Here is a 17,956-nt window from a genome sequence, read left to right as displayed (position 1 = left end):
GCCACCCTAGGCGAAGGTTAGTGAACTGTGGTTCACTAACGCGGTGGCACGGCCTCGCACCATCTCCGACGAACGCGTCCTCACCGCGGTCGCGACCGTGATCGACCGGCGTGGCCCGGAGTTCACGGTGGCGGACGTCGCCGCCGAGGCCGGGGTGTCGGTCGGTGCGGTGGCGAAGCGGTTCGGCTCGAAGAGCGGCCTGCTGCAGGCGCTGACCAGGGCCGGAACGGAGGACGTCGTCCGCAGGACGCGAGAGGCAGGCGGTGTCCGGGCGGCGCTGCTGACCTGGTTCGACCGGCTGGCCGACCCGGTCGTGGCGACGAACAACCTGGCACAGCTGGGGGTCGACCTGATCGACCCGGAGCTGCGGGCGTTGCTGGCCGGGCACTACGCGGCGATGGAGGCCGAGCTGGAGGTCCTGTGCGCGGCCGAGGGGCTGCCACCGAACGCGGCGCGCGTGCTGGCCGCACTGGTGTACGGGATCGCCATGGACTGGTCGATCCGGCCGCGCGGAGAGCTGATGGCACGCATGGAGGAAGACGTCGACCTGGTGTTGGAAGGGATGCGCTGAATGGCGACCTGGGCGGAGTTCGCGGCCGAGGAGCCCGAGCTGGCCGCGTTCGTGGAGGGCCGGTTCGCCGCTGACCGGCACGCGTTGATCGCCACCCTGCGCAGGGACGGCGCACCGCGGCTCAGCGGTGTGGAACCGGACTTCGCGCGCGGCGAACTGTGGACGGGCATGATGCTCGACTCGCTGAAGTCGCGCGACCTGCGGCGTGACCCGCGATTTTCGCTGCACTGCACCACCACGGCCGCCTCGATGGCGGAGGCCGGTGACGCGAAGATCAGCGGCACCGCGGAGTTCTGGACGGACAAGGAGGACTACCTGAAAGACCTGTACGACCGCACCGGCTGGATGCCGGACGCCCTGGACCTGTTCCGGATGAACGTCACCGAGGTCGTGTCGATCACTGTCGAGGGCGACGAGATGGTCGTCGTGTCCTGGCACGAGGGAAGGGGAGCTCGTCGTGTCGCGAAGAAGCCCTGACCTGAGCGGGAAGGTCGCCGTCGTCACCGGCGCCACGCGCGGTGCCGGCCGGGCGATCGCGGTCGAACTGGGCGCCGCGGGGGCCACGGTGTTCGTCGCCGGCCGGACCACGCGCACGCGGCAGTCGGAGGTCGGGCGGTCGGAGACCATCGAGGACACCGCGGAACTGGTCGACGCCGCCGGGGGCAGGGGGATCGCGGTCCGGTGCGACCTGACCGACCCGTCCGACGTGGCCGCGCTGGCGGCGCGCATCGACCGGCTCGACGTGTTCGTCGACAACGCCTGGGGCGGCGAGAACCTCGTCGAGTGGGGCAAGTTCTGGGAGCACGACCTCGACCGGCAGCTGCGCATGTGGCGCAACGGCGTCGAGTCGCACCTGGTCGCGATCCACCGGCTGGTGCCGCTGGTGCTCAAGTCCGACGACGGGCTCGTCGTCGAGGTGACCGACGGCGAGGACGGCGACGCCTACTTCGTGAACCTGCCGTACGACGCGGTGAAGAGCTCGGTGCGGCGGTTCGGCGAGGTGCTGGCGAAGGACCTGGAGGACCACCCGAACGTCACGGCGCTCTCGGCCACGCCGGGGTTCCTGCGGTCCGAGCAGATGCTGGAGGGCTTCGGCGTCACCGAGGCGAACTGGCGCGACGCGGTCAAGGACGTGCCGGACTACGCGTTGTCCGAGACACCGCACTACCTCGGCCGCGGTCTCGCGCACCTCGCCGCGGACCCGGACCGGCGCCGGTTCGCCGGGCGGTGCCTGTCGTCGTGGAAGTTGATGCGCGAGTACGGGTTCACCGACCTCGACGGCTCGCAGCCCGACTGGGGCCGCTGGTACGACGAGGTGGCGAAGCCGCGGAGGGCCGGTCAGACCGTGGAGGCGGACCCGGAGGACTACCGCTAGGCGTCACCGGGGCGGACGAGACCGGTCTCGTAGGCCAGCACCACGGCCTGCACCCGGTCTCGCAGCTCCAGCTTCGCGAGGATCCGGCCGACGTGCGTCTTCACCGTCGCCTCCGACAGGAAGAGCTTGCGCGCGATCTCGGTGTTCGACAGGCCCTTGGCGATCAGCACGAGAACCTCGCGCTCGCGTTCGGTCAGCACGTCCAGCACGGTCGCGTCGCGCAGCTCACCGCCGCCGTCGCCGAGGAACCGGCCGAGCAGCCGCTTCGTCACCGACGGCGAGACCACCGCGTCGCCGGACGCGACGGCCCGCAGCGCGGAGACCAGGTCGCCGGGCGGGGTGTCCTTCAGCAGGAACCCGCTGGCGCCGTTGCGCAACGCCGACAGCGCGTACTCGTCCATGTCGAACGTCGTCATGACCAGCACCTTGGCCGTGTCGGCCTCGGTGATGCGCTTGGTCGCCTCGACCCCGTCGAGCACGGGCATGCGGACGTCCATCAGCACGACGTCGGGCCGCAGCTTGTCGGCCATCTGCACGGCGTCCAGGCCGTCGGCGGCCTCGCCGATGACGTCGATGTCCTCCTGCGCCCCCAGCACCATGCGGAAGCCCATGCGCATGAGTTCCTGGTCGTCGACCAGCAGCACCCGAATCACGTGATCACCCTATGCGGCGAGCGGGAAGACCGCGCGGACGCGCCAGCCACCACCGGGGTTGGGGCCCGCCTCGAACTCACCGCCCAGCACCGCCGCCCTTTCCCTCATGCCGATGAGACCGTTGCCGCCGGACACCTTGACCACGTCGTGCGGTGTGCCGAAGCCGTCGTCGACGACCTCGAGGTGCAGCTGCTCCGGCGTGCGGGCCAGCCGGACGGTCGCCGTCGAACCGGTGCCCGCGTGCTTGATGGTGTTGGTCAGTGCTTCCTGCACGATCCGGTAGGTGCTCAGGCCGACACCGGCGGGCAGGTCGTCGACGTCGCCGGTGATCTCCAGGCGGACCGGGACCCCGGCCGCGCGGGCGTTCTCGGCGAGCTCGACCACGCCGCGCGCGTCGGGCTGCGGCTCCCACTGCGTCTCGGAGTCCTCGCTGCGCAGCACGCCCAGCAGCCGCCGCATCTCGGTGAGCGCGAGCCGGCCGGTCTCGGCGATCGTGCGCACGGCGTTCTCGGCGACCTCCGGCTGCTTGCGGATCGTGTACGCGGCGCCGTCGGCGTGGACGATCATGACGCTGACCGCGTGGGCGACCACGTCGTGCAGCTCGCGGGCGATGCGGGAGCGCTCCTCGCCGACCGCGATCCGCGCCTGCTGGTCGCGTTCGGTCTCCAGCAGCTTGAGGCGTTGCTCCAGTTCGCTCTGGTAGGCGCGGCGGGCCCCGATGAACTCGCCCATCGCCCAGCTGAAGCCGAAGATCACGAAGATCATGAACACGAACAGGACGGCCTCTGGCTGGCCGACCTGGAAGACCGCCCAGAGCAGCGTGCCCGCGATCAGCCAGGCCAGGTAGATCAACCCGGCCTTGCGGCCCATGTACGCGACGAGCGTGTACAGCGCGATGGCCAGCGCGAAGTCGGCCATCCGCACCGGCAGCCCGGTCTCCCACCCGCCGTGCGTGAACAGCTGCAGGAACCCGCCCGCGAGGATCAGGTAGCTGGAGCCGACCGGGTGGTAGCGCCGGAACGGCAGCGGGCCGAGCAGCAGCAGCGTGACGGCGAGGAACGCGGACACGGACAGGCCGCGGTCGACGCCCGCGACGCCCGCTGCCAGGTCGAACAACGCCAAGATCCCGGCGATCAGGGAGTCCCCGAACGCCGGGTGTGCCTTCATCCACAGGCTGAACCGCCGCACCGGACAAGGTTAGGTGCGAGTCGAACTTCCGCGCGTCGCGCCACGGGCTGACACCGGGTACTACTGCGGAGTGAGTTCCTGTGTCGAGGGGTTGATGCACCGCGGGCGTGCTCACGACAGGACGAAGGCAGGGCACCGTGGTGGCTGCCCTGCCTTCATCTGCACTGGACGCCGTCCGCGCGCACTACTTCGCGGAGTAGGGCGACTCGATCTTCGGTGCGGGTCGCGGGTCGCTCACATGTGCGTGGCGCTCCTCGTAGATGCGGTGCTCCTCCGCCATCTGGTCGGCGAGCTGCTGCTGCACCTGGCGATCCCTGATCCTGGCCAGGATCGCCATCGTGACGCCGTGGGCCAGTGCCAGGAGCAGCAGCACGATCCCCAGCTTCACGACCACGTTCTTCACCGCGTCACCGGTCTCGATGCCAATCGTCGAGACCAACGCGAGCAGGCCGAGCACGACGAGGTGGAACAGGACGGCCGTCAGCTTCATCATGCCGCCGGCCTGGTCGTCGTCGTACGCCGCGCGCTTCAGGTATTCCTTGCCACTGCGGTAGATCAGCTGGCCGTCTACGACGACCAGGACGATCCCCAGCACTAGGAACGTCACGTAGCTGTCACCCATGCACGGTGGCTACCCGAGTACGTACGTGCACAAACCGTGGCAGGATTCGGACGTGACGGCGTTGCAGGGACGACAACTGGCCGGCCCGCTCTGCGCGGCGGTGGCCCACCTGTGCGTCGCGCTGCAACAGCAGGTCTCCCCCGCCACGGCCGCCGGTTTCCAGGAGGTCCTGCGCCGGCTGCACGCACCGTTGCAGGTCGCGGTCGCCGGCCGCATCAAGTCCGGCAAGTCGACGCTGGTCAACGCCTTGATCGGGCGCCGGGTCGCACCCACCGACGTCGGCGAGTGCACGCGGCTCGTGACCCGGTACCAGTACGGGACGGTCGACCGGATCGAGGTCGTGCTGCAGGACGGGCGGCGGCAGGTGCTGCCGTTCGACGCGGCCGGCATGATCCCCGCCTCGCTCGGCCTCGACGGCGTCTCGCACATCGAGGCCTACCTGACGAACGCGGTCCTGCGCGACTTCACCGTCATCGACACGCCCGGCCTGGGCTCCCTGGACGCGAGCTCGGTCGCGCGGACCGAGGAGCTGCTGGACCCGGTGTCGCGCAACGCGGTCGCCGGCGCCGAGGCCGTGCTGTACGTCGTGACGCAGGGCGTGCGCGCCGACGACCACCAGACGCTGGCCGCCTTCACCGCCGCCACGGCGTCGCGGGAGGCGGGGCCGGTCAACGCGGTGGCGGCGTTGAACAAGGTCGACGCGGTCGCCCCGGAGTCGGTCGCGGGGTCGGACGGCGACGTGTGGCGCGCCGCCGAGATCCTGGCGGCGAAGCAGGCCGAGCTGCTCAAGCCGCGGGTGGCCGACGTGCTGCCGGTGATCAGCCTGCTCGCCGAGTCCGCGGAGACCGGCGAGTTCACCTCAGCCGACGCCGACGCGCTGCGGCAGCTGGCCGCGCTGGACGCGGACACCCGCACGATGATGCTGATGTCCGGCGACCTCTTCACGTCGTGGGACTGCGCGGTGCCGGCGGGCGTGCGGTCGCGGTTGCTGGAGAAGCTCGACCTGTACGGCATCGGCCGCGCACTGGCCGCCCTGGACGCCGAACCCGGTCTCACCGCCGGCGCGTTGCGGCGGGTGCTGTTCGACGCGTCGGGGTTCGCCGCCGTGCGGGCGCGGCTCGACGCGGTGTTCCGCTCCCGTGCCGACGGCATCAAGGCCGCGGCCGCGCTCGCGTCGGTGACGTCGCTGGCCGCGGCCGACCCCGGTGAACGGCAGCGCGTGCACGACGCGATCGAGGTGCTGCTGGCCCGGCCGGAGGCGCACCAGCTGCGGTTGCTGGAGGCGTTGACGCTGGTCTCGTCGGGTGCGGTGGTGCTGGCGCCGGACCTGACCGAGGAGGTGCTGCGGCTGGGCAGCACCCCCGGCGTGTCCGGCCGGCTGGGACTGCCCGGCCGGCCGGTGGCGGAGCTGCAGGCGTTCGCGCTGGAACGGGCCGGCTGGTGGCGTTCGTTCGCCTCCTTCGGCGCGACGCCGGCGCAGGCCCGGGTGGCGCACGTCGTCCACAGGGCGTATTTCCTCATTTGGCAGCAACTACGTGCTGGGGGGCACCGATGAGCGTGGGTGGAACCGATCCGGCGGACCTGGCGTCGGACGCTGGTGTGGAGACCATTGCCGACGAGCTGCTCGACCAGGCGCTGGCCGAACGCCGCGCACTGGTCCAGCTCTGCCTGTACGCGCTCGACCGCGCGAGCTCCGGCGTGGTGCAGCGCATCGAGGAAGGTCTGTCGTCCATAGGAGTGGTCGCGGTCCGCGCGGACGGCCAGCGGTTCGACCCCGCACAGCACGAGGCGGGCGGCACGGTGCCGACGGACGACGTGTCGTTGCTCGGCCTGGTCGCCGAGACCGAGGTCCCCGGCTTCTGCGACCGCGGCCGAGTTCTGCGCGCACCGATCGTGACGGTCTACACGCCCCGATGAGCAACCTCCCGCAGACGGTCCGCGCGACCCGTGAACGCCTCACGGCGGTGGTCCGCGACCTCGACCCGGCGATGGCCGACTGGGTCTCCCGCCGCTCGGTGCCGGAGACCTCGTCCGTCGTTGTCGTCGGCGAGACCAACCGCGGCAAGTCGTCGCTGGTCAACGCACTGCTGGCCGCACCGGGCCTGTCGCCGGTCGACGCCGACGTGGCCACCTCGACCTACCTGGTCTTCCAGCACGGCCCCGACTGGGCCGCCCGCGCCTGCTACCCCGGTGTGCTGGCGCCCGTGTCGTTCCCGCTGCCCGCCTTGATCAACTGGGTGTCCGCGGCCCACGAGCTGCCGCCCGGCGAGCTGCCACCGCGCTACGTCGAGGTCGACGCGCCGATCCCGCTGCTCTCGCGGATGTCCGTTGTGGACACTCCGGGTGTCGGCGGGCTGGAGTCCGTGCACGGCGAGCTGGCCCTGGAGGCCGTCACCTCCGCCACCGCGCTGGTGTTCGTGGTCGACGCCTCCTCCCCGTTCACCCGCGGTGAGCTGGACTTCCTCAAGCGCGTCGGCGACCGGGTCGAGACCGTCGTCTTCGCCCTGACGAAGACCGACCGGTACCGCGGCTGGCGCCAGGTCCAGGACGCGAACACGGCCCTGCTGGCCGAGCACGCCCCGCGCTTCGCCGAGGCGGCGTGGTTCCCGGTCTCCTCCCGCATGTTCGAGATGGCCGCCCAGGCCCCGAACCCCGACGCCGCCGCGATGCTCCGCGAGCGTTCCGGCGTCGCCGCGTTGCAGACCTCGTTGCAGGAGCTGGTCTCCGGCCGCGCCGGGATGCTCGCCGAGGCCAACGCCCTGCGCGCACTGACGACGGTGCTCGCCGAGCTGACCATCCGCCTCGACCACGAGAAGCGCGCCCTGTCCGTCGGCGAGGACGAGGCGGAGGTGCTGCGCGCCCGCCGCGAGGAGCTCGTCACCGAACGCCGTTCCTCCACCCGCGGCTGGCAGGTCCGCCTGCGCGGCGAGGTCCAGCGCGCCCGCGTCGAGAACTCCCACGAGATCTCCCGTCAGATGCGCGACCTGCAGACCTGGTACCGCCAGGCCATCGACACCGCCGACCGCACGGCGCTGGCGGCGTTGCCCGCCCAGGTCGACACGGCACTGCAGGTCGTCTCCAGCCGCATCTCCACCGTGCTGTCGGTGCGCCTGGCCGCCATCGCCGACACCGTGCTGTCCTCGTTGTTCAGCCCCGACGAGCTGACCCTGATCCGCGGCCAGTTCGCCCGCGGCGAGCGACCCCCGGTCGTGTTGCGCCCCAAGGAGAAACGCCCACCCACGGCAGAGGACAAACTGCTGGTGTTCATGGGCGTCTCCGGCGGCCTCGGCGCCGGCAAGCTCGCCGTCATGCCGCTGGCGGGCCTCGGCATCGCCGCGCTGAACCCGATCGTCCTGCCGGTGACCATCGCGCTGGGCCTGGGCGCCGGCTGGTGGATGGCCAGGACCCGCACCCACACCGCCGAGAAGCAACACGTCAAGCAGTGGCTCTCCGACGCCATCGCCGACGCGCGGTCGATGGTCGACCAGCTCGCCGCCGAACAGCTCATCGAGGCCGAACAGGCGTTGTCGCTGGCGCTGGACGAGGCGCTGGCCAAGCGGATCGAGGCCATCGAGGCCGAGCTGCGCGAGGTCGACAAGGCCCTCCGCATGGAGGCCGGTGAACGCGGCCGCGAGCTGCAGGCCGTGACGCGTCAGCTGGCGGAGGTGGAGTCGGGGCGGTCCAGGGCGGAGGAGCTGCTGGGCCGCATCCGCCAGGTCCGCGACCGCACCTAGGCTTCGGTGACCTGCACGACCAGCGGCCACGACTCCTCGGCGAGGTAGTGGTGGCCCGGGAAGTGGTCGACGTGCACGTGAAGCTCGAAGTCCGCCTCCTCGGCCAGATCGCGCAGCACCTCGCCCAGCACCGCCAGGTGCTCGGCCCCACCGCTGACCACGAGCTCCTGGTCCACCACGTCGACCACGACCTCGCCCCCGGTCACCCGGACCTCCAGTGCCCGCAGGCACGTCTCGTACGGGGCCGGGTCGGTCAGCTCCGTCTCCACCCGCCCGCCCGTGCAGAAGAACAGGTCGGCGGCCTGCGCGACCGACCCTCGGGAGCCCGACAGGTCGACCTCCCGCGTACGCGACGAGCAGCGCAACACGACTGCCATGACTGTTCCTCCGGTCGGCGGGTGTGGTTGGCGGTGGAACCAAACCGGCATAACGTAGGTCAGACCGGTACGCAGAAGGTGTAGGAGGTGTGTCCCGGTGTACATCGACGAGAACGGTGCGGCCGACGCCGAGCTGAAGGTGACCGTCGAGGACGAGGAGTACACCGCCGACGTCACCTTCGACCTGAACGACGACGGCGTGAACGACTCCGCCGTGGTCGAGACGGACGACGGCGGCCATCTGGCGTTCACCGACACGAACGGCGACGGTGACGCCGATCTGATGAGCACGTTCGACAAGGACGGCAATCTCCTGAGCCAGGCGCGGTTCGAGGAGAATTCCGGTGAGTGGGTTGCCGTCCACCCGGACGACCAGACGCAACAAAAGACGAATTCCGGTGCTTCGCAGACGATTGTCGTGGACACCGACGAAGGTGAGCGAAAGGTCGGTCCGGCGACCGAGGACACCGACGGCGACGGCAAGGCCGACACCGCGGTGGTCAAGGACGACGAGGGCGACACCTGGCTGTTCACCGACAAGAACGGTGACGGGCGTGCCGACGTGGCGACCGAGATCACACGGTCTGGCGAGGTCACGATGTCCGAGCAGCGCGGTGACGACTGGGTCGAGGTCGAGCACGGGCACATCGAGTCCGACGGCCGGTACGTGACGGACTCCAAGAGCGGCGTTCTGGACGACTCGGACGAGTGGTTCGAGGAAGAACGGTTCAACGGGGTCGTCCGAATCGATTCCACGACCGGGCAGTGGATCAGCCCCAACTGAAGCGCAGCTCACAGGCCCCGATGTGGTGAGAACCGCATCGGGGCCTCTTGTGTTTTTCCCCCGTCGTGGACGCCTTAACTCCGTCCGTGTGCTGAATCGATTCCAGAATCGGTTTTGTGAGGCAAGCGACAGGCTGGGGGTGCGTTACCTGCCATTCACCGGGCTAACCTCGGTCCATCCCCTTCCACGTGCGCCCGGCCCCACCGGGCGTTGTGGAGCTATTCCCGAGGACGACGAAGTCCCGCACACCGGACGATCCACGTCCTCGGGCGGCCGAGGCGTTCAGTCAGGAGACGAGACGAGATGACGGCAGTGACCATTCCCGGTCTCGACCACGCACCTACCAACCACGCGCGTCTGCTCGCATGGGTTCAGGAAGTCGCAGAGCTGACCTGCCCCGACGAGGTTGTTTGGGCTGACGGGTCCCAGGCCGAATGGGACCGCCTCACGAAGAAGCTCGTCGACGCCGGCACGTTCGTGCCGCTGAAGAAGAAGCCGAACTCGTTCTGGGCCGCCTCCGACCCCAGCGACGTGGCCCGCGTGGAGGAGCGCACGTACATCTGTTCGGTGCGCGAGGAGGACTCGGGCGCGACGAACAACTGGATGGACCCTTCCGAGATGAAGGCCATCATGACCGAGCTCTACCGGGGCTGCATGCGTGGCCGCACGATGTACGTGATCCCGTTCTGCATGGGCCCGCTCGACGCGGAGAAGCCGATGCTGGGCGTCGAGATCACGGACTCGGAGTACGTGGTCGTCTCGATGCACATCATGACCCGCATGGGCAGCAAGGCCCTCGCGGTCTTCGGTGACGACGCGGACTTCGTGCCCGCGCTGCACTCGCTGGGCGCTCCGCTGGAGCACGGCCAGGAGGACGTGCAGTGGCCGTGCAACGAGACCAAGTACATCTCGCACTTCCCGGAGACCCGCGAGATCTGGAGCTTCGGCTCCGGCTACGGCGGCAACGCCCTGCTCGGCAAGAAGTGCTACTCGCTGCGCATCGCGTCCGTGATGGCGCGCGACGAGGGCTGGCTCGCCGAGCACATGCTGATCCTCAAGCTCACCTCGCCGGAGAACAAGGCGTACTACGTCGCCGCCGCGTTCCCGTCGGCCTGCGGCAAGACGAACCTCGCCATGCTGGAGCCCACCATCCCGGGCTGGAAGGTCGAGACGCTCGGCGACGACATCGCCTGGATGCGCTTCGGTGAGGACGGCCGCCTGTACGCGGTGAACCCGGAGAACGGCTTCTTCGGCGTCGCGCCTGGCACCGACTACCACACCAACCCGAACGCGATGCGCACCATCGCCAAGGGCAACTCGCTGTTCACGAACGTCGCGCTGACCGACGACGGCGACATCTGGTGGGAGGGCATGGGCGAGCCCCCGGCCCACCTCACCTCGTGGAAGCACCAGGACTGGACGCCGGACAGCGAGGAGCTCTCCTCGCACCCGAACTCCCGCTACTGCACGCCGATCGAGCAGTGCGACATCAAGGCGCCCGAGTGGGACGACCCGAAGGGCGTGCCGATCAGCGCGATCTTCTTCGGTGGCCGTCGCGCCACGACGATCCCGCTGGTCACCGAGTCGCGCGACTGGCAGCACGGCACCTACATGGGCGCCACGCTGTCGTCGGAGACCACGGCCGCCGCGGTCGGCAAGACCGGTGTCGTGCGTCGTGACCCGATGGCGATGCTGCCGTTCATCGGCTACAACGCCGGCGACTACTTCCAGCACTGGGTCGACCTCGGCAAGCGCGCCGACGCCGACAAGCTGCCGAAGATCTTCTACGTCAACTGGTTCCGCCGCGGCGACGACAAGCGCTTCCTGTGGCCCGGGTTCGGCGAGAACTCGCGCGTGCTGAAGTGGGCCATCGAGCGCATCGAGGGCAAGGCCGCCGCCCAGGAGACGCCGATCGGCTACGTGCCGACCGCGGCTGACCTGGACCTGGAGGGCCTGGACGCGCCGATCGAGGACATCGAGGCCTCGCTCGCGTTCGACGCTGACGAGTGGCGTGCCGAGATCCCGCTGGTCGAGGAGTGGTTCGACAAGATCGGCGAGAAGGTGCCGACCACGCTCCGCGACCAGTTGGCCGCTCTGAAGCAGCGCCTCGGCTGACCTTTCACGGCACGCGGGGACCTCGCGTTCCCCCAGAGGGAACGCGAGGTCCCCGCGTGCGTTTTCAGCGGAGGCGGGGAGTGACTGGGTCGCTGAGGTGGGGTATCACTGAGGGGTGACGCAGGACGAGGACTTCCTCGGCGGACTCCACTACGACGGCACCAGCCGCGACGTCGCGGTCGGTCCCTCCACGGGCATCGTCCGCTACTACCCCGTGCCGCCCGCACCACCGTCCCGCACGCCGTGGTGGCGCTACGCCCTCGTGTTCCTCGTCGGACTCGCGCTCGGCGTTGCCGCCGGCGTGGTCCTGTGCAGCGAATTCCTCTGAGTCCGCGCAGCTCATCGTCCATTGCGGACGAAGTTGTCCACAGCTGTGGACGGCTCTGTGCACAGGTTGTGGATGGTTGTGGACAGCCCTGTGGGCACACCGGGGCGCGGTCTCTATCGGGAGAAGCGGTCCCGCTCCAGGAATGAACCCGGCCCCTCCCGGGAACGTCTTGTACATGTGATGGCGATCACCAAGATCGTCACCGGGGACGGAAAGGGAGGTGTGCCGTGGGAATCGCAGGAGTCGCGATGCTGGTGCTGTCCCTCGCCGCCGTGCTGATGGTCGTGATCGCCGGATCAGTTGGGCAGCGGGTTGTCGCGGATGCCGAGGAGAGTGCCGCTGAAGGCCCTGGTGGCCTCCGCGTAGCAGATGGCGTTGGTCCAACCCTCTGACCACGCCTGCGAACCGGGGTTCCGCCACGCCGGGAAGACGTCCGTGCGCTTGGACGAACCCAGGTAGTCGTGCACGGCCTTGGTGCACTTTTCCGTCGCGATGGCGTTCATCTGCTCCTTGGACGGAGCCGGGTCGCTCGGCTTGCCGAGGGAGACCACACCGCCGGGCACGGCCTCGGCGAGGTGCGCGCCGTTGCAGGCCGTCACCTTCACCTCCGCGTCCTTCGACGGTGAGCCGCTGGTGCAGGTCTGGAACGTCGAGAAGCCGTTCTGGCCGAGGATGTTCTTCACGGAACCCTTGCGCGCCAGCGGCTTCTCGTCGGGGCTGATCTCCACGACGGTGCACAGCCGCCAGCGCTGACCGTCCTTCCAGCCCTGCTCGTTCGGCCAGAAGGCCCACACCCGCAGGCGCGTCGAGTCCGCGTCGCCACTGCCCAGGTACTCGGTCAGCACCGAACGGCACGGCGGCAGCGCGACCTTGCGCAGCGCCTGCGTGTCCGGGTAGCTCGCGCCGAGACCGGAGAGCTCACCGACGCTCATCACCTCGGCCTCGTGCGCCCCGGCGCAGTCGAGGACCTTGAGGTCGAACGCGTTCATGCACTGCCCCGCCTTCGGCAGCGTCGGCGCGGACGCGCTGGCGGTGGACGGCATCGGTCCGGGGACCGCCTGCCCGCCCACGTTGATCGTGCAGGCCGAGACCGCCCACGCGCTCAAGAAGATGCCCACCGCCAGCCGCACACGAGTCACACCGCAGAGACTAGGGCCTTGACCTGATCGGCGATGGCCCGGCGCTGGTTTTCGAAGGCCGCATCGGTCAGCGCGGCCGGGTCGGCGGGCTGCCCGAGGACCGGCGTGTGCAGGTGTCCACCGAGGACTTCCGTTGCCCCGTAACCGATCCGCAGCCGGTTCGCGCGGTACATGCTCTCGTTCGACAGGTAGTCGCCGCCACCGCCGACCGCCGCGACCGCACCGGGGGTGGGCTCGTCCGTGCGGCAGTCCTGCTGCGAACCGACCGGCGTGCCGACCTTCCACTCGCAGAAGCTGCGGTTGAGCACCACGGGGTACGGACCGGTGCCCGCGTCGATCATCTTCTGGTACGGCAACGAGGTCTCGATGAACTCGGTCGCCGGCTGCGGCCACCCGGCCGCGTCCGCGACGCTGCCGAACGTGCGCACGTCGTTGTTGTCCGGCGAGCCGCCCCGCCAGCGAGCCGCCCACCGTTCGACGTCGAACCGGTCCGGCCGGCCCTGGCTGATCGTCACGAACCCGTCCGGCCGGTTCCGCTGCTGCAACGCGGAACCGTAGAACTGCTCGACGATCCCCTCGTCGAAACCGCCCCACAGCACCGGGAGCACCGCCGCCTGCACCACGACCTTGCCGCCGGGAGTGTCGATCTCACGGCCGTCGAGCTGCAACGCCGCCGCACCGGCCGGGTTGGCGCGCCGGACGTTCGTGCCGGTGAGCTGGAACGGGTCGAAGCCGGTCACCGCGATCCGCCGCACCCCCGGCCTCACCGGGAACGCCGCGTCGCTCAGCCCGCGCGAGGCCCAGTCGAACTGCTGGATCAGCTTCGCCCGGTCGTTGACGGACAACGCGAACCGCGGCTTCCACTGCCGCAGCGCGCTGGTGAGCTGCAAGCGCGCCCAGTAGAGCGGGCGGTCGTCGTAGGCGTCGTGCGCGAGCGGTTTCGCGCTCTGCGCGCGGGCGACGGCGGCCTTCCACAGCGCGTTGCCCTCGTTCACGACGAACTGCCGCGCCTGCTTCGCGACGATCTGGCGGCACAGCTTGGCGGTGAAGTCCCCGACCCTGCCGTCGAACCCGCCGAGCGCCACCAGTGCGGGACCGACCGCGGGCCCGCCGGGCACGAGCACGTCGTCGAGCCGCTGCTCCTCGACCGTGAGCGGTGCGGCGGTGTCGTAGCAGTGCGCGTCCTGGGCCTGCGCGACCCCCGGCGCCACGACGAGCGACGCCGTCGCGATGAGTCCGACCAGACCGGCGATGGTTTTCACACCTAGATGCTTAGCGCAACAGGCCACCCGGCAAACCCGCCAGGTGGCCCGTTGTCGTCAGCCTTGCGTCTCGACAGGTGTCAGTGCGCGGCCACCGGCTTGACCCGCGGGCTGTCCTCGTCGACGTGGTAGTCCGACGGGTCGGTGTGGTCGACGCCGTTGGAGACCCCGGCCTTCCTCGCGATCAGCGTGGCGATCACCGCGACCAGCAGGTTCACCACCAGCGCCACGATGCCGACGTAGATCTGCACGGTAGAGGCGCCGAACGGGTGCCAGCCGAAGATCGACAGCTTGCCGAGCGGCAGCGCCGACCCGGCGAAGTGCGCCTTGCCGATGGCCGGGTTGCCGATGTTGTAGAGCAGCCACATGCCGTAGCCCATGCCCGCGACCCAGCCGGCGATCAGGCCGTAGACGTGGAACCAGCGGGTGTACAGCGCGATCGCGACCGCCGGCAGCGTCTGCAGGATCATCACGCCGCCGATGAGCTGCAGGTCGATCGAGAACTGCGGGTCGACGAACACGATGAACGCGACAGCGCCGAACTTCACGACCAGCGACGCGAGCTTGGCCTGCTTCGCCTCCTGCGCCGGCGTCGCGTCCTTCTTCACGTACTCCTTGTAGACGTTGCGCGTCCACAGGTTCGCCGCCGCGATCGACATGATCGCCGCGGGCACCAGCGCACCGATGCCGATGGCCGCGAACGCGATGCCCGCGAACCACGACGGGAAGTTCTGGCCGAACAGCTCGGGAACGATCGTGTTCGTGTCGGGGCGGCCGGTCGCCTGGTTGACGATCGGCTTGGTGCCCGCGCTGATCGCGACGTAGCCCAGCAGCGCCAGCAGACCCAGCACCAGCGAGTACGCCGGCAGCGCGACCATGTTGCGCTTGATGACGTTGCGGCCGCGGCTCGCGAGGATGCCGGTCAGCGAGTGCGGGTAGATGAACAGCGCCAGCGCGGAGCCCAGCGCCAGCGTCGCGTACTGCAGCTGGTTGTTGCTGTTCAACAGGATGCCGTCGGTCTTGGCCGGCGTCGCGTCGAACTTGGCCTGCGCGTCGTTGAAGATCTCGCCCCAGCCGCCGAACTTCGCGGGCAGGTAGACGATCGCCACGAGGATGACGATGTAGATCAGGATGTCCTTGACGAACGCGATCAGCGCCGGCGCCCGCAGGCCCGACTGGTAGGTGTAGAGCGCGAGGATCACGAACGCGATGAACAGCGGCAGGTGGCCGAGGATGCCGGAGCCGTTGAGGCCCATCGACCGCAGCACCGCTTCGAGACCGACCAGCTGCAGCGCGATGTACGGCATGGTCGCGACGATGCCGGTGACGGCGATGATCAGTGCCAGCCAGTGCGAGCCGTAGCGGCCCTTCACGAAGTCGGCGGGCGTGACGTAGCCGTGCACGCGGCTGACCGACCACATGCGCACCAGCGGCAGGAAGACGATCGGGTAGAGCACCACCGTGTACGGCAGGGCGTAGAAGCCGAGCGCACCGGCACCGAACATCAGCGCCGGCACAGCGACGAACGTGTACGCGGTGTAGAGGTCGCCACCGACCAGGAACCACGTGATCCAGCTGCCGAACTTCCGGCCGCCCAGACCCCACTCGTCGAGGTGGTCGAGGGTCTCGCCCTTCTGCCACCGCGCCGCCACGAAACCCATGACCGTGACGAGCAGGAAGAGGACGCTGAAGACGATCAGCTCAGTCCACTGCATCAGTTCGCTCCCTCGTCCAGGTCGTCGACACCCAGCTCGTCCGGCTTACCGGTGACGACCGGCGCGTCCTTGGTCTTCACGTAGACCAGACCGACGGCGAGCACGCCGACCGGCACGAACACGAACTGGTACCAGTAGAAGAAGGGGAGCCCGAAGAGGCGGGGCTCGTCCATGTTGAACCACGGTGTGATGAGCATCAGCAGCGGGACTATCAGCAACAGGTTCCAGTTGCTCCAGCGCAAGCCGGTCCTGGGTTCCGACGGCATGGGGCCCTCCGTGTACGCGGTGTTGCGCGGATGTTAGGCCTGACGACACGGCTCGTCAGCACGCTGATCGGAATCGTTGCACTCCGCTTAACACTTTCTTTGGGCGGTCAGCTCCGCGCTTCCCCGAGCTGCTCGACGAGGTCGGCCTCCGCGAGGTCGAAGTACTCCCGCAGCTTGCCGGTCGCGCGGTCCACGTCACCCGCGTTGAGCAGCTCGACTATCTCCCGGTTCAGCGGCAGGTACGCCAGGTGCAGCCGCTTCGGATCGCTGACCACCCGGAACGCCAGCATGAGCTCCGCGAACAGCCGGTCGGACTCCTCGCTCAGCCGGCTGCTGCCCGCCAGCCCCACGATCCCGCGGTGGAACCGCACGTTGGCCGTCCCGACCCGCCCCCAGTCCTTCCTGGACCCGTGCGAGAGCGCTTCCTCGACCGGCATCCGCACCGCGTTGCGCCGCGCCTCGTCGACGTCGGCCCACTTCTGCAGCGCACCGCACTCGATCACCCGCCGCGCCGCGTAGAGGTCGCGCACGTCCTCGGCCGTCGGCGTCCGCACGAACACCCCGCGGCTGTGCTCGTGCACGAGAATTCGATCCCGCGTGAGCAGCCGGAACGCCTCCCGCAGCGTGTTGCGGCTGACCCCGAGCGCCCCGCCGATCGCCTCCTCGCTGAGCCGCAGGCCCGGTGCCAGCTCCCCGTCGAGCACGCGCTCGCGCAGCATGTCGGCGACCTTCTGCGCGGTGCTGGCCCGCTCCAGGCCGCCCTTGCCCTGCGCCAGCGTCGACACCCACGTCTCGGTCACCGCGCCAGTCTATTTGCGGGATCGTTCGATTGCAGTATCGTTCAACAATTCTACAATCGCGCGCCGGTGCCCACGCATCGCCGCACCGGATCGCGCCTGCCCCGCCTCACCGTGCCTGGACCAGCGCCGCCGCCCCGACCAACCCCGCTTCCCCACCGAGCTCCGCCGCCCGCACCTCAAGACCCGCCAGGTACGACAAACCGGCGTGCGACTTCAACGCCCGCCGCACCGGCTCGAACAGCAGCTCACCGGCCTGCGCCACCCCGCCGCCGATCACCGCCACGTCCAGGTCGCACACCGCAGCCGCCCCCGCGATGGCCATCCCGACGGCTTGGCCAGCGCGGTCGAAGGCGGCCAGCGGGATCTCCTCACCGGCGAGCGCTGCGGCGGCGAGCAGGGCGGCGTCGGCGTCGTCCGGGGCCTGCCAGCCCGCGTGGCGCGCCCAGGCGACCATGCGGGGGCCTGCGGCCACGGTTTCCACGCAGCCGCGGCCACCGCACGTGCACGGCGTGCCGTCCGGGTCCACGACGACGTGGCCGATGTGGCCGGCGTTTCCGGTGCGACCGCCGAACGGACGGCCGTCGAGGACCAGGCCGCCGCCGACGCCGGTCGAGACGACCAGGCCGACCAGGTAGCGGCTGCCCTGGCCGGCGCCGCGCCAGTGCTCACCGAGGGCCATGCAGACGCCGTCGCCGGCCAGTTCCACCGGCACGCCGGGGAGCAGGGACGCCACCGAGTCGCGCAGCGGGAAGTTCCGCCAGGACGGCACGTTGATCGGCGACACGGTGCCGTCCACCGTGTTGACCGGGCCGGCCGAGGCGATGCCCACACCGGCCACCGCCACGTCGGCGACCACCGACGTGACCAGCGACGACACCGCGGGCCACGGGTCCGCGGCGGGAGTGGGGACGCGGGTGGTCCGCACCACCGCGCCGGAGGGGTCGACGAGGGCGGCGGCGATCTTGGTGCCGCCGAAGTCCAGTGCCAGCACCAGATCAGTCACGGTCGCCGATCCTAATCCGCGCAC

At 69.9% G+C, this 17,956-nt stretch carries 19 protein-coding genes; 9 read left to right on the top strand and 10 right to left on the bottom strand.

Annotation, left to right across the window (positions count from 1 at the left end; genetic code table 11):
• Positions 1 to 43 precede the first annotated feature (43 nt).
• The 3 genes from ACZ7CD_RS03595 to ACZ7CD_RS03585 are packed head-to-tail and all read left to right on the top strand — an operon-like array spanning position 44 to position 1,946.
• Positions 44 to 571 (top strand): TetR/AcrR family transcriptional regulator, encoded by a 528-nt coding sequence (locus ACZ7CD_RS03595; RefSeq protein ID WP_360393973.1) that lies wholly within the window; start codon positions 44 to 46, stop codon positions 569 to 571.
• Positions 572 to 1,048 carry a pyridoxamine 5'-phosphate oxidase family protein gene (locus ACZ7CD_RS03590; RefSeq protein WP_360393975.1) on the top strand — a complete coding sequence of 159 codons (477 nt, stop codon included), beginning with the start codon at positions 572 to 574 and terminating at the stop codon, positions 1,046 to 1,048.
• On the top strand, positions 1,029 to 1,946 hold the full coding sequence (locus tag ACZ7CD_RS03585; RefSeq protein WP_360393978.1) for an SDR family oxidoreductase: 918 nt from the start codon (positions 1,029 to 1,031) through the stop codon (positions 1,944 to 1,946). Before ACZ7CD_RS03590 ends, ACZ7CD_RS03585 begins: the two co-directional genes overlap by 20 nt.
• Here the strand turns inward: ACZ7CD_RS03585 and ACZ7CD_RS03580 are convergent.
• The 3 genes from ACZ7CD_RS03580 to ACZ7CD_RS03570 all read right to left on the bottom strand — a co-directional run bounded on the left by ACZ7CD_RS03580 (position 1,943) and on the right by ACZ7CD_RS03570 (position 4,409).
• Positions 1,943 to 2,599, bottom strand: coding sequence for a response regulator (locus ACZ7CD_RS03580; protein WP_065915577.1), 657 nt, complete (start codon positions 2,597 to 2,599; stop codon positions 1,943 to 1,945). The genes ACZ7CD_RS03585 and ACZ7CD_RS03580 overlap by 4 nt on opposite strands.
• A gap of 9 nt (positions 2,600 to 2,608) precedes the next feature.
• The gene (locus tag ACZ7CD_RS03575) at positions 2,609 to 3,787 is read right to left on the bottom strand and encodes a sensor histidine kinase (protein WP_470378263.1); all 1,179 of its coding nucleotides are present in this window, start codon (positions 3,785 to 3,787) and stop codon (positions 2,609 to 2,611) included.
• A gap of 184 nt (positions 3,788 to 3,971) precedes the next feature.
• Positions 3,972 to 4,409, bottom strand: a complete 438-nt coding sequence (locus ACZ7CD_RS03570) for a hypothetical protein (RefSeq protein ID WP_360393986.1) — start codon at positions 4,407 to 4,409, stop codon at positions 3,972 to 3,974.
• A 52-nt stretch (positions 4,410 to 4,461) separates the two neighbouring features.
• Between ACZ7CD_RS03570 and ACZ7CD_RS03565 the strand changes: the two genes are divergently transcribed.
• From ACZ7CD_RS03565 to ACZ7CD_RS03555, 3 genes are read left to right on the top strand one after another with little or no spacing between them, the layout of a single operon-like run.
• Positions 4,462 to 5,964, top strand: a complete 1,503-nt coding sequence (locus tag ACZ7CD_RS03565) for a dynamin family protein (protein WP_360393989.1) — start codon at positions 4,462 to 4,464, stop codon at positions 5,962 to 5,964.
• Complete coding sequence (grpE, locus tag ACZ7CD_RS03560) at positions 5,961 to 6,326, top strand: nucleotide exchange factor GrpE (RefSeq protein WP_360393992.1); 366 nt, start codon at positions 5,961 to 5,963, stop codon at positions 6,324 to 6,326. The genes ACZ7CD_RS03565 and grpE overlap by 4 nt, the downstream gene beginning before the upstream one ends.
• On the top strand, positions 6,323 to 8,143 hold the full coding sequence (locus ACZ7CD_RS03555; RefSeq protein WP_470369780.1) for a dynamin family protein: 1,821 nt from the start codon (positions 6,323 to 6,325) through the stop codon (positions 8,141 to 8,143). The genes grpE and ACZ7CD_RS03555 overlap by 4 nt, the downstream gene beginning before the upstream one ends.
• Here ACZ7CD_RS03555 and ACZ7CD_RS03550 read toward each other — a convergent pair.
• Complete coding sequence (locus tag ACZ7CD_RS03550) at positions 8,140 to 8,520, bottom strand: Imm32 family immunity protein (protein WP_470378262.1); 381 nt, start codon at positions 8,518 to 8,520, stop codon at positions 8,140 to 8,142. The two genes, ACZ7CD_RS03555 and ACZ7CD_RS03550, sit on opposite strands and share 4 nt — an antisense overlap.
• 97 nt (positions 8,521 to 8,617) lie before the next feature.
• Between ACZ7CD_RS03550 and ACZ7CD_RS03545 the strand changes: the two genes are divergently transcribed.
• From ACZ7CD_RS03545 to ACZ7CD_RS03535, 3 genes are all read left to right on the top strand, one after another.
• On the top strand, positions 8,618 to 9,304 hold the full coding sequence (locus tag ACZ7CD_RS03545) for a hypothetical protein (RefSeq protein WP_360394001.1): 687 nt from the start codon (positions 8,618 to 8,620) through the stop codon (positions 9,302 to 9,304).
• 303 nt (positions 9,305 to 9,607) lie between these two features.
• On the top strand, positions 9,608 to 11,419 hold the full coding sequence (locus tag ACZ7CD_RS03540) for a phosphoenolpyruvate carboxykinase (GTP) (RefSeq protein ID WP_360394004.1): 1,812 nt from the start codon (positions 9,608 to 9,610) through the stop codon (positions 11,417 to 11,419).
• A 115-nt stretch (positions 11,420 to 11,534) separates the two neighbouring features.
• The gene (locus tag ACZ7CD_RS03535; RefSeq protein ID WP_470372929.1) at positions 11,535 to 11,747 is read left to right on the top strand and encodes a hypothetical protein; all 213 of its coding nucleotides are present in this window, start codon (positions 11,535 to 11,537) and stop codon (positions 11,745 to 11,747) included.
• A 296-nt stretch (positions 11,748 to 12,043) separates the two neighbouring features.
• On the opposite strand, the gene ACZ7CD_RS03530 is transcribed toward ACZ7CD_RS03535, so the two are convergent.
• From ACZ7CD_RS03530 to ACZ7CD_RS03505, 6 genes are all read right to left on the bottom strand, one after another.
• Complete coding sequence (locus tag ACZ7CD_RS03530) at positions 12,044 to 12,886, bottom strand: septum formation family protein (protein ID WP_470372930.1); 843 nt, start codon at positions 12,884 to 12,886, stop codon at positions 12,044 to 12,046.
• Positions 12,883 to 14,148, bottom strand: a complete 1,266-nt coding sequence (locus ACZ7CD_RS03525; RefSeq protein ID WP_470378261.1) for a pyroglutamyl-peptidase I — start codon at positions 14,146 to 14,148, stop codon at positions 12,883 to 12,885. Before ACZ7CD_RS03525 ends, ACZ7CD_RS03530 begins: the two co-directional genes overlap by 4 nt.
• Before the next feature lie 80 nt (positions 14,149 to 14,228).
• The gene (mctP, locus tag ACZ7CD_RS03520) at positions 14,229 to 15,863 is read right to left on the bottom strand and encodes a monocarboxylate uptake permease MctP (RefSeq protein ID WP_360394016.1); all 1,635 of its coding nucleotides are present in this window, start codon (positions 15,861 to 15,863) and stop codon (positions 14,229 to 14,231) included.
• The gene (locus ACZ7CD_RS03515; protein WP_360394018.1) at positions 15,863 to 16,129 is read right to left on the bottom strand and encodes a DUF3311 domain-containing protein; all 267 of its coding nucleotides are present in this window, start codon (positions 16,127 to 16,129) and stop codon (positions 15,863 to 15,865) included. Before ACZ7CD_RS03515 ends, mctP begins: the two co-directional genes overlap by 1 nt.
• Before the next feature lie 107 nt (positions 16,130 to 16,236).
• The gene (locus ACZ7CD_RS03510) at positions 16,237 to 16,929 is read right to left on the bottom strand and encodes a GntR family transcriptional regulator (protein WP_360394020.1); all 693 of its coding nucleotides are present in this window, start codon (positions 16,927 to 16,929) and stop codon (positions 16,237 to 16,239) included.
• A 106-nt stretch (positions 16,930 to 17,035) separates the two neighbouring features.
• A complete protein-coding gene (locus ACZ7CD_RS03505) occupies positions 17,036 to 17,932 on the bottom strand; it encodes an ROK family protein (RefSeq protein WP_360394023.1) in 897 nt (298 codons plus the stop codon).
• Positions 17,933 to 17,956 lie beyond the last annotated feature (24 nt).

This window comes from Lentzea sp. NPDC036949 (assembly GCF_055608075.1).
This window is presented reverse-complemented; position numbering and strand designations above follow the sequence as displayed.

Coding starts and splice junctions, on each gene's coding strand:
- ACZ7CD_RS03515 (WP_360394018.1), bottom strand. CDS start 16,129: ATGCCGTCGGAACCCAGGACCGGCTTGCGCTGGAGCAACTGGAACCTG.
- mctP (WP_360394016.1), bottom strand. CDS start 15,863: ATGCAGTGGACTGAGCTGATCGTCTTCAGCGTCCTCTTCCTGCTCGTC.
- ACZ7CD_RS03550 (WP_470378262.1), bottom strand. CDS start 8,520: ATGGCAGTCGTGTTGCGCTGCTCGTCGCGTACGCGGGAGGTCGACCTG.
- ACZ7CD_RS03570 (WP_360393986.1), bottom strand. CDS start 4,409: ATGGGTGACAGCTACGTGACGTTCCTAGTGCTGGGGATCGTCCTGGTC.
- ACZ7CD_RS03555 (WP_470369780.1), top strand. CDS start 6,323: ATGAGCAACCTCCCGCAGACGGTCCGCGCGACCCGTGAACGCCTCACG.
- ACZ7CD_RS03590 (WP_360393975.1), top strand. CDS start 572: ATGGCGACCTGGGCGGAGTTCGCGGCCGAGGAGCCCGAGCTGGCCGCG.
- ACZ7CD_RS03540 (WP_360394004.1), top strand. CDS start 9,608: ATGACGGCAGTGACCATTCCCGGTCTCGACCACGCACCTACCAACCAC.
- grpE (WP_360393992.1), top strand. CDS start 5,961: ATGAGCGTGGGTGGAACCGATCCGGCGGACCTGGCGTCGGACGCTGGT.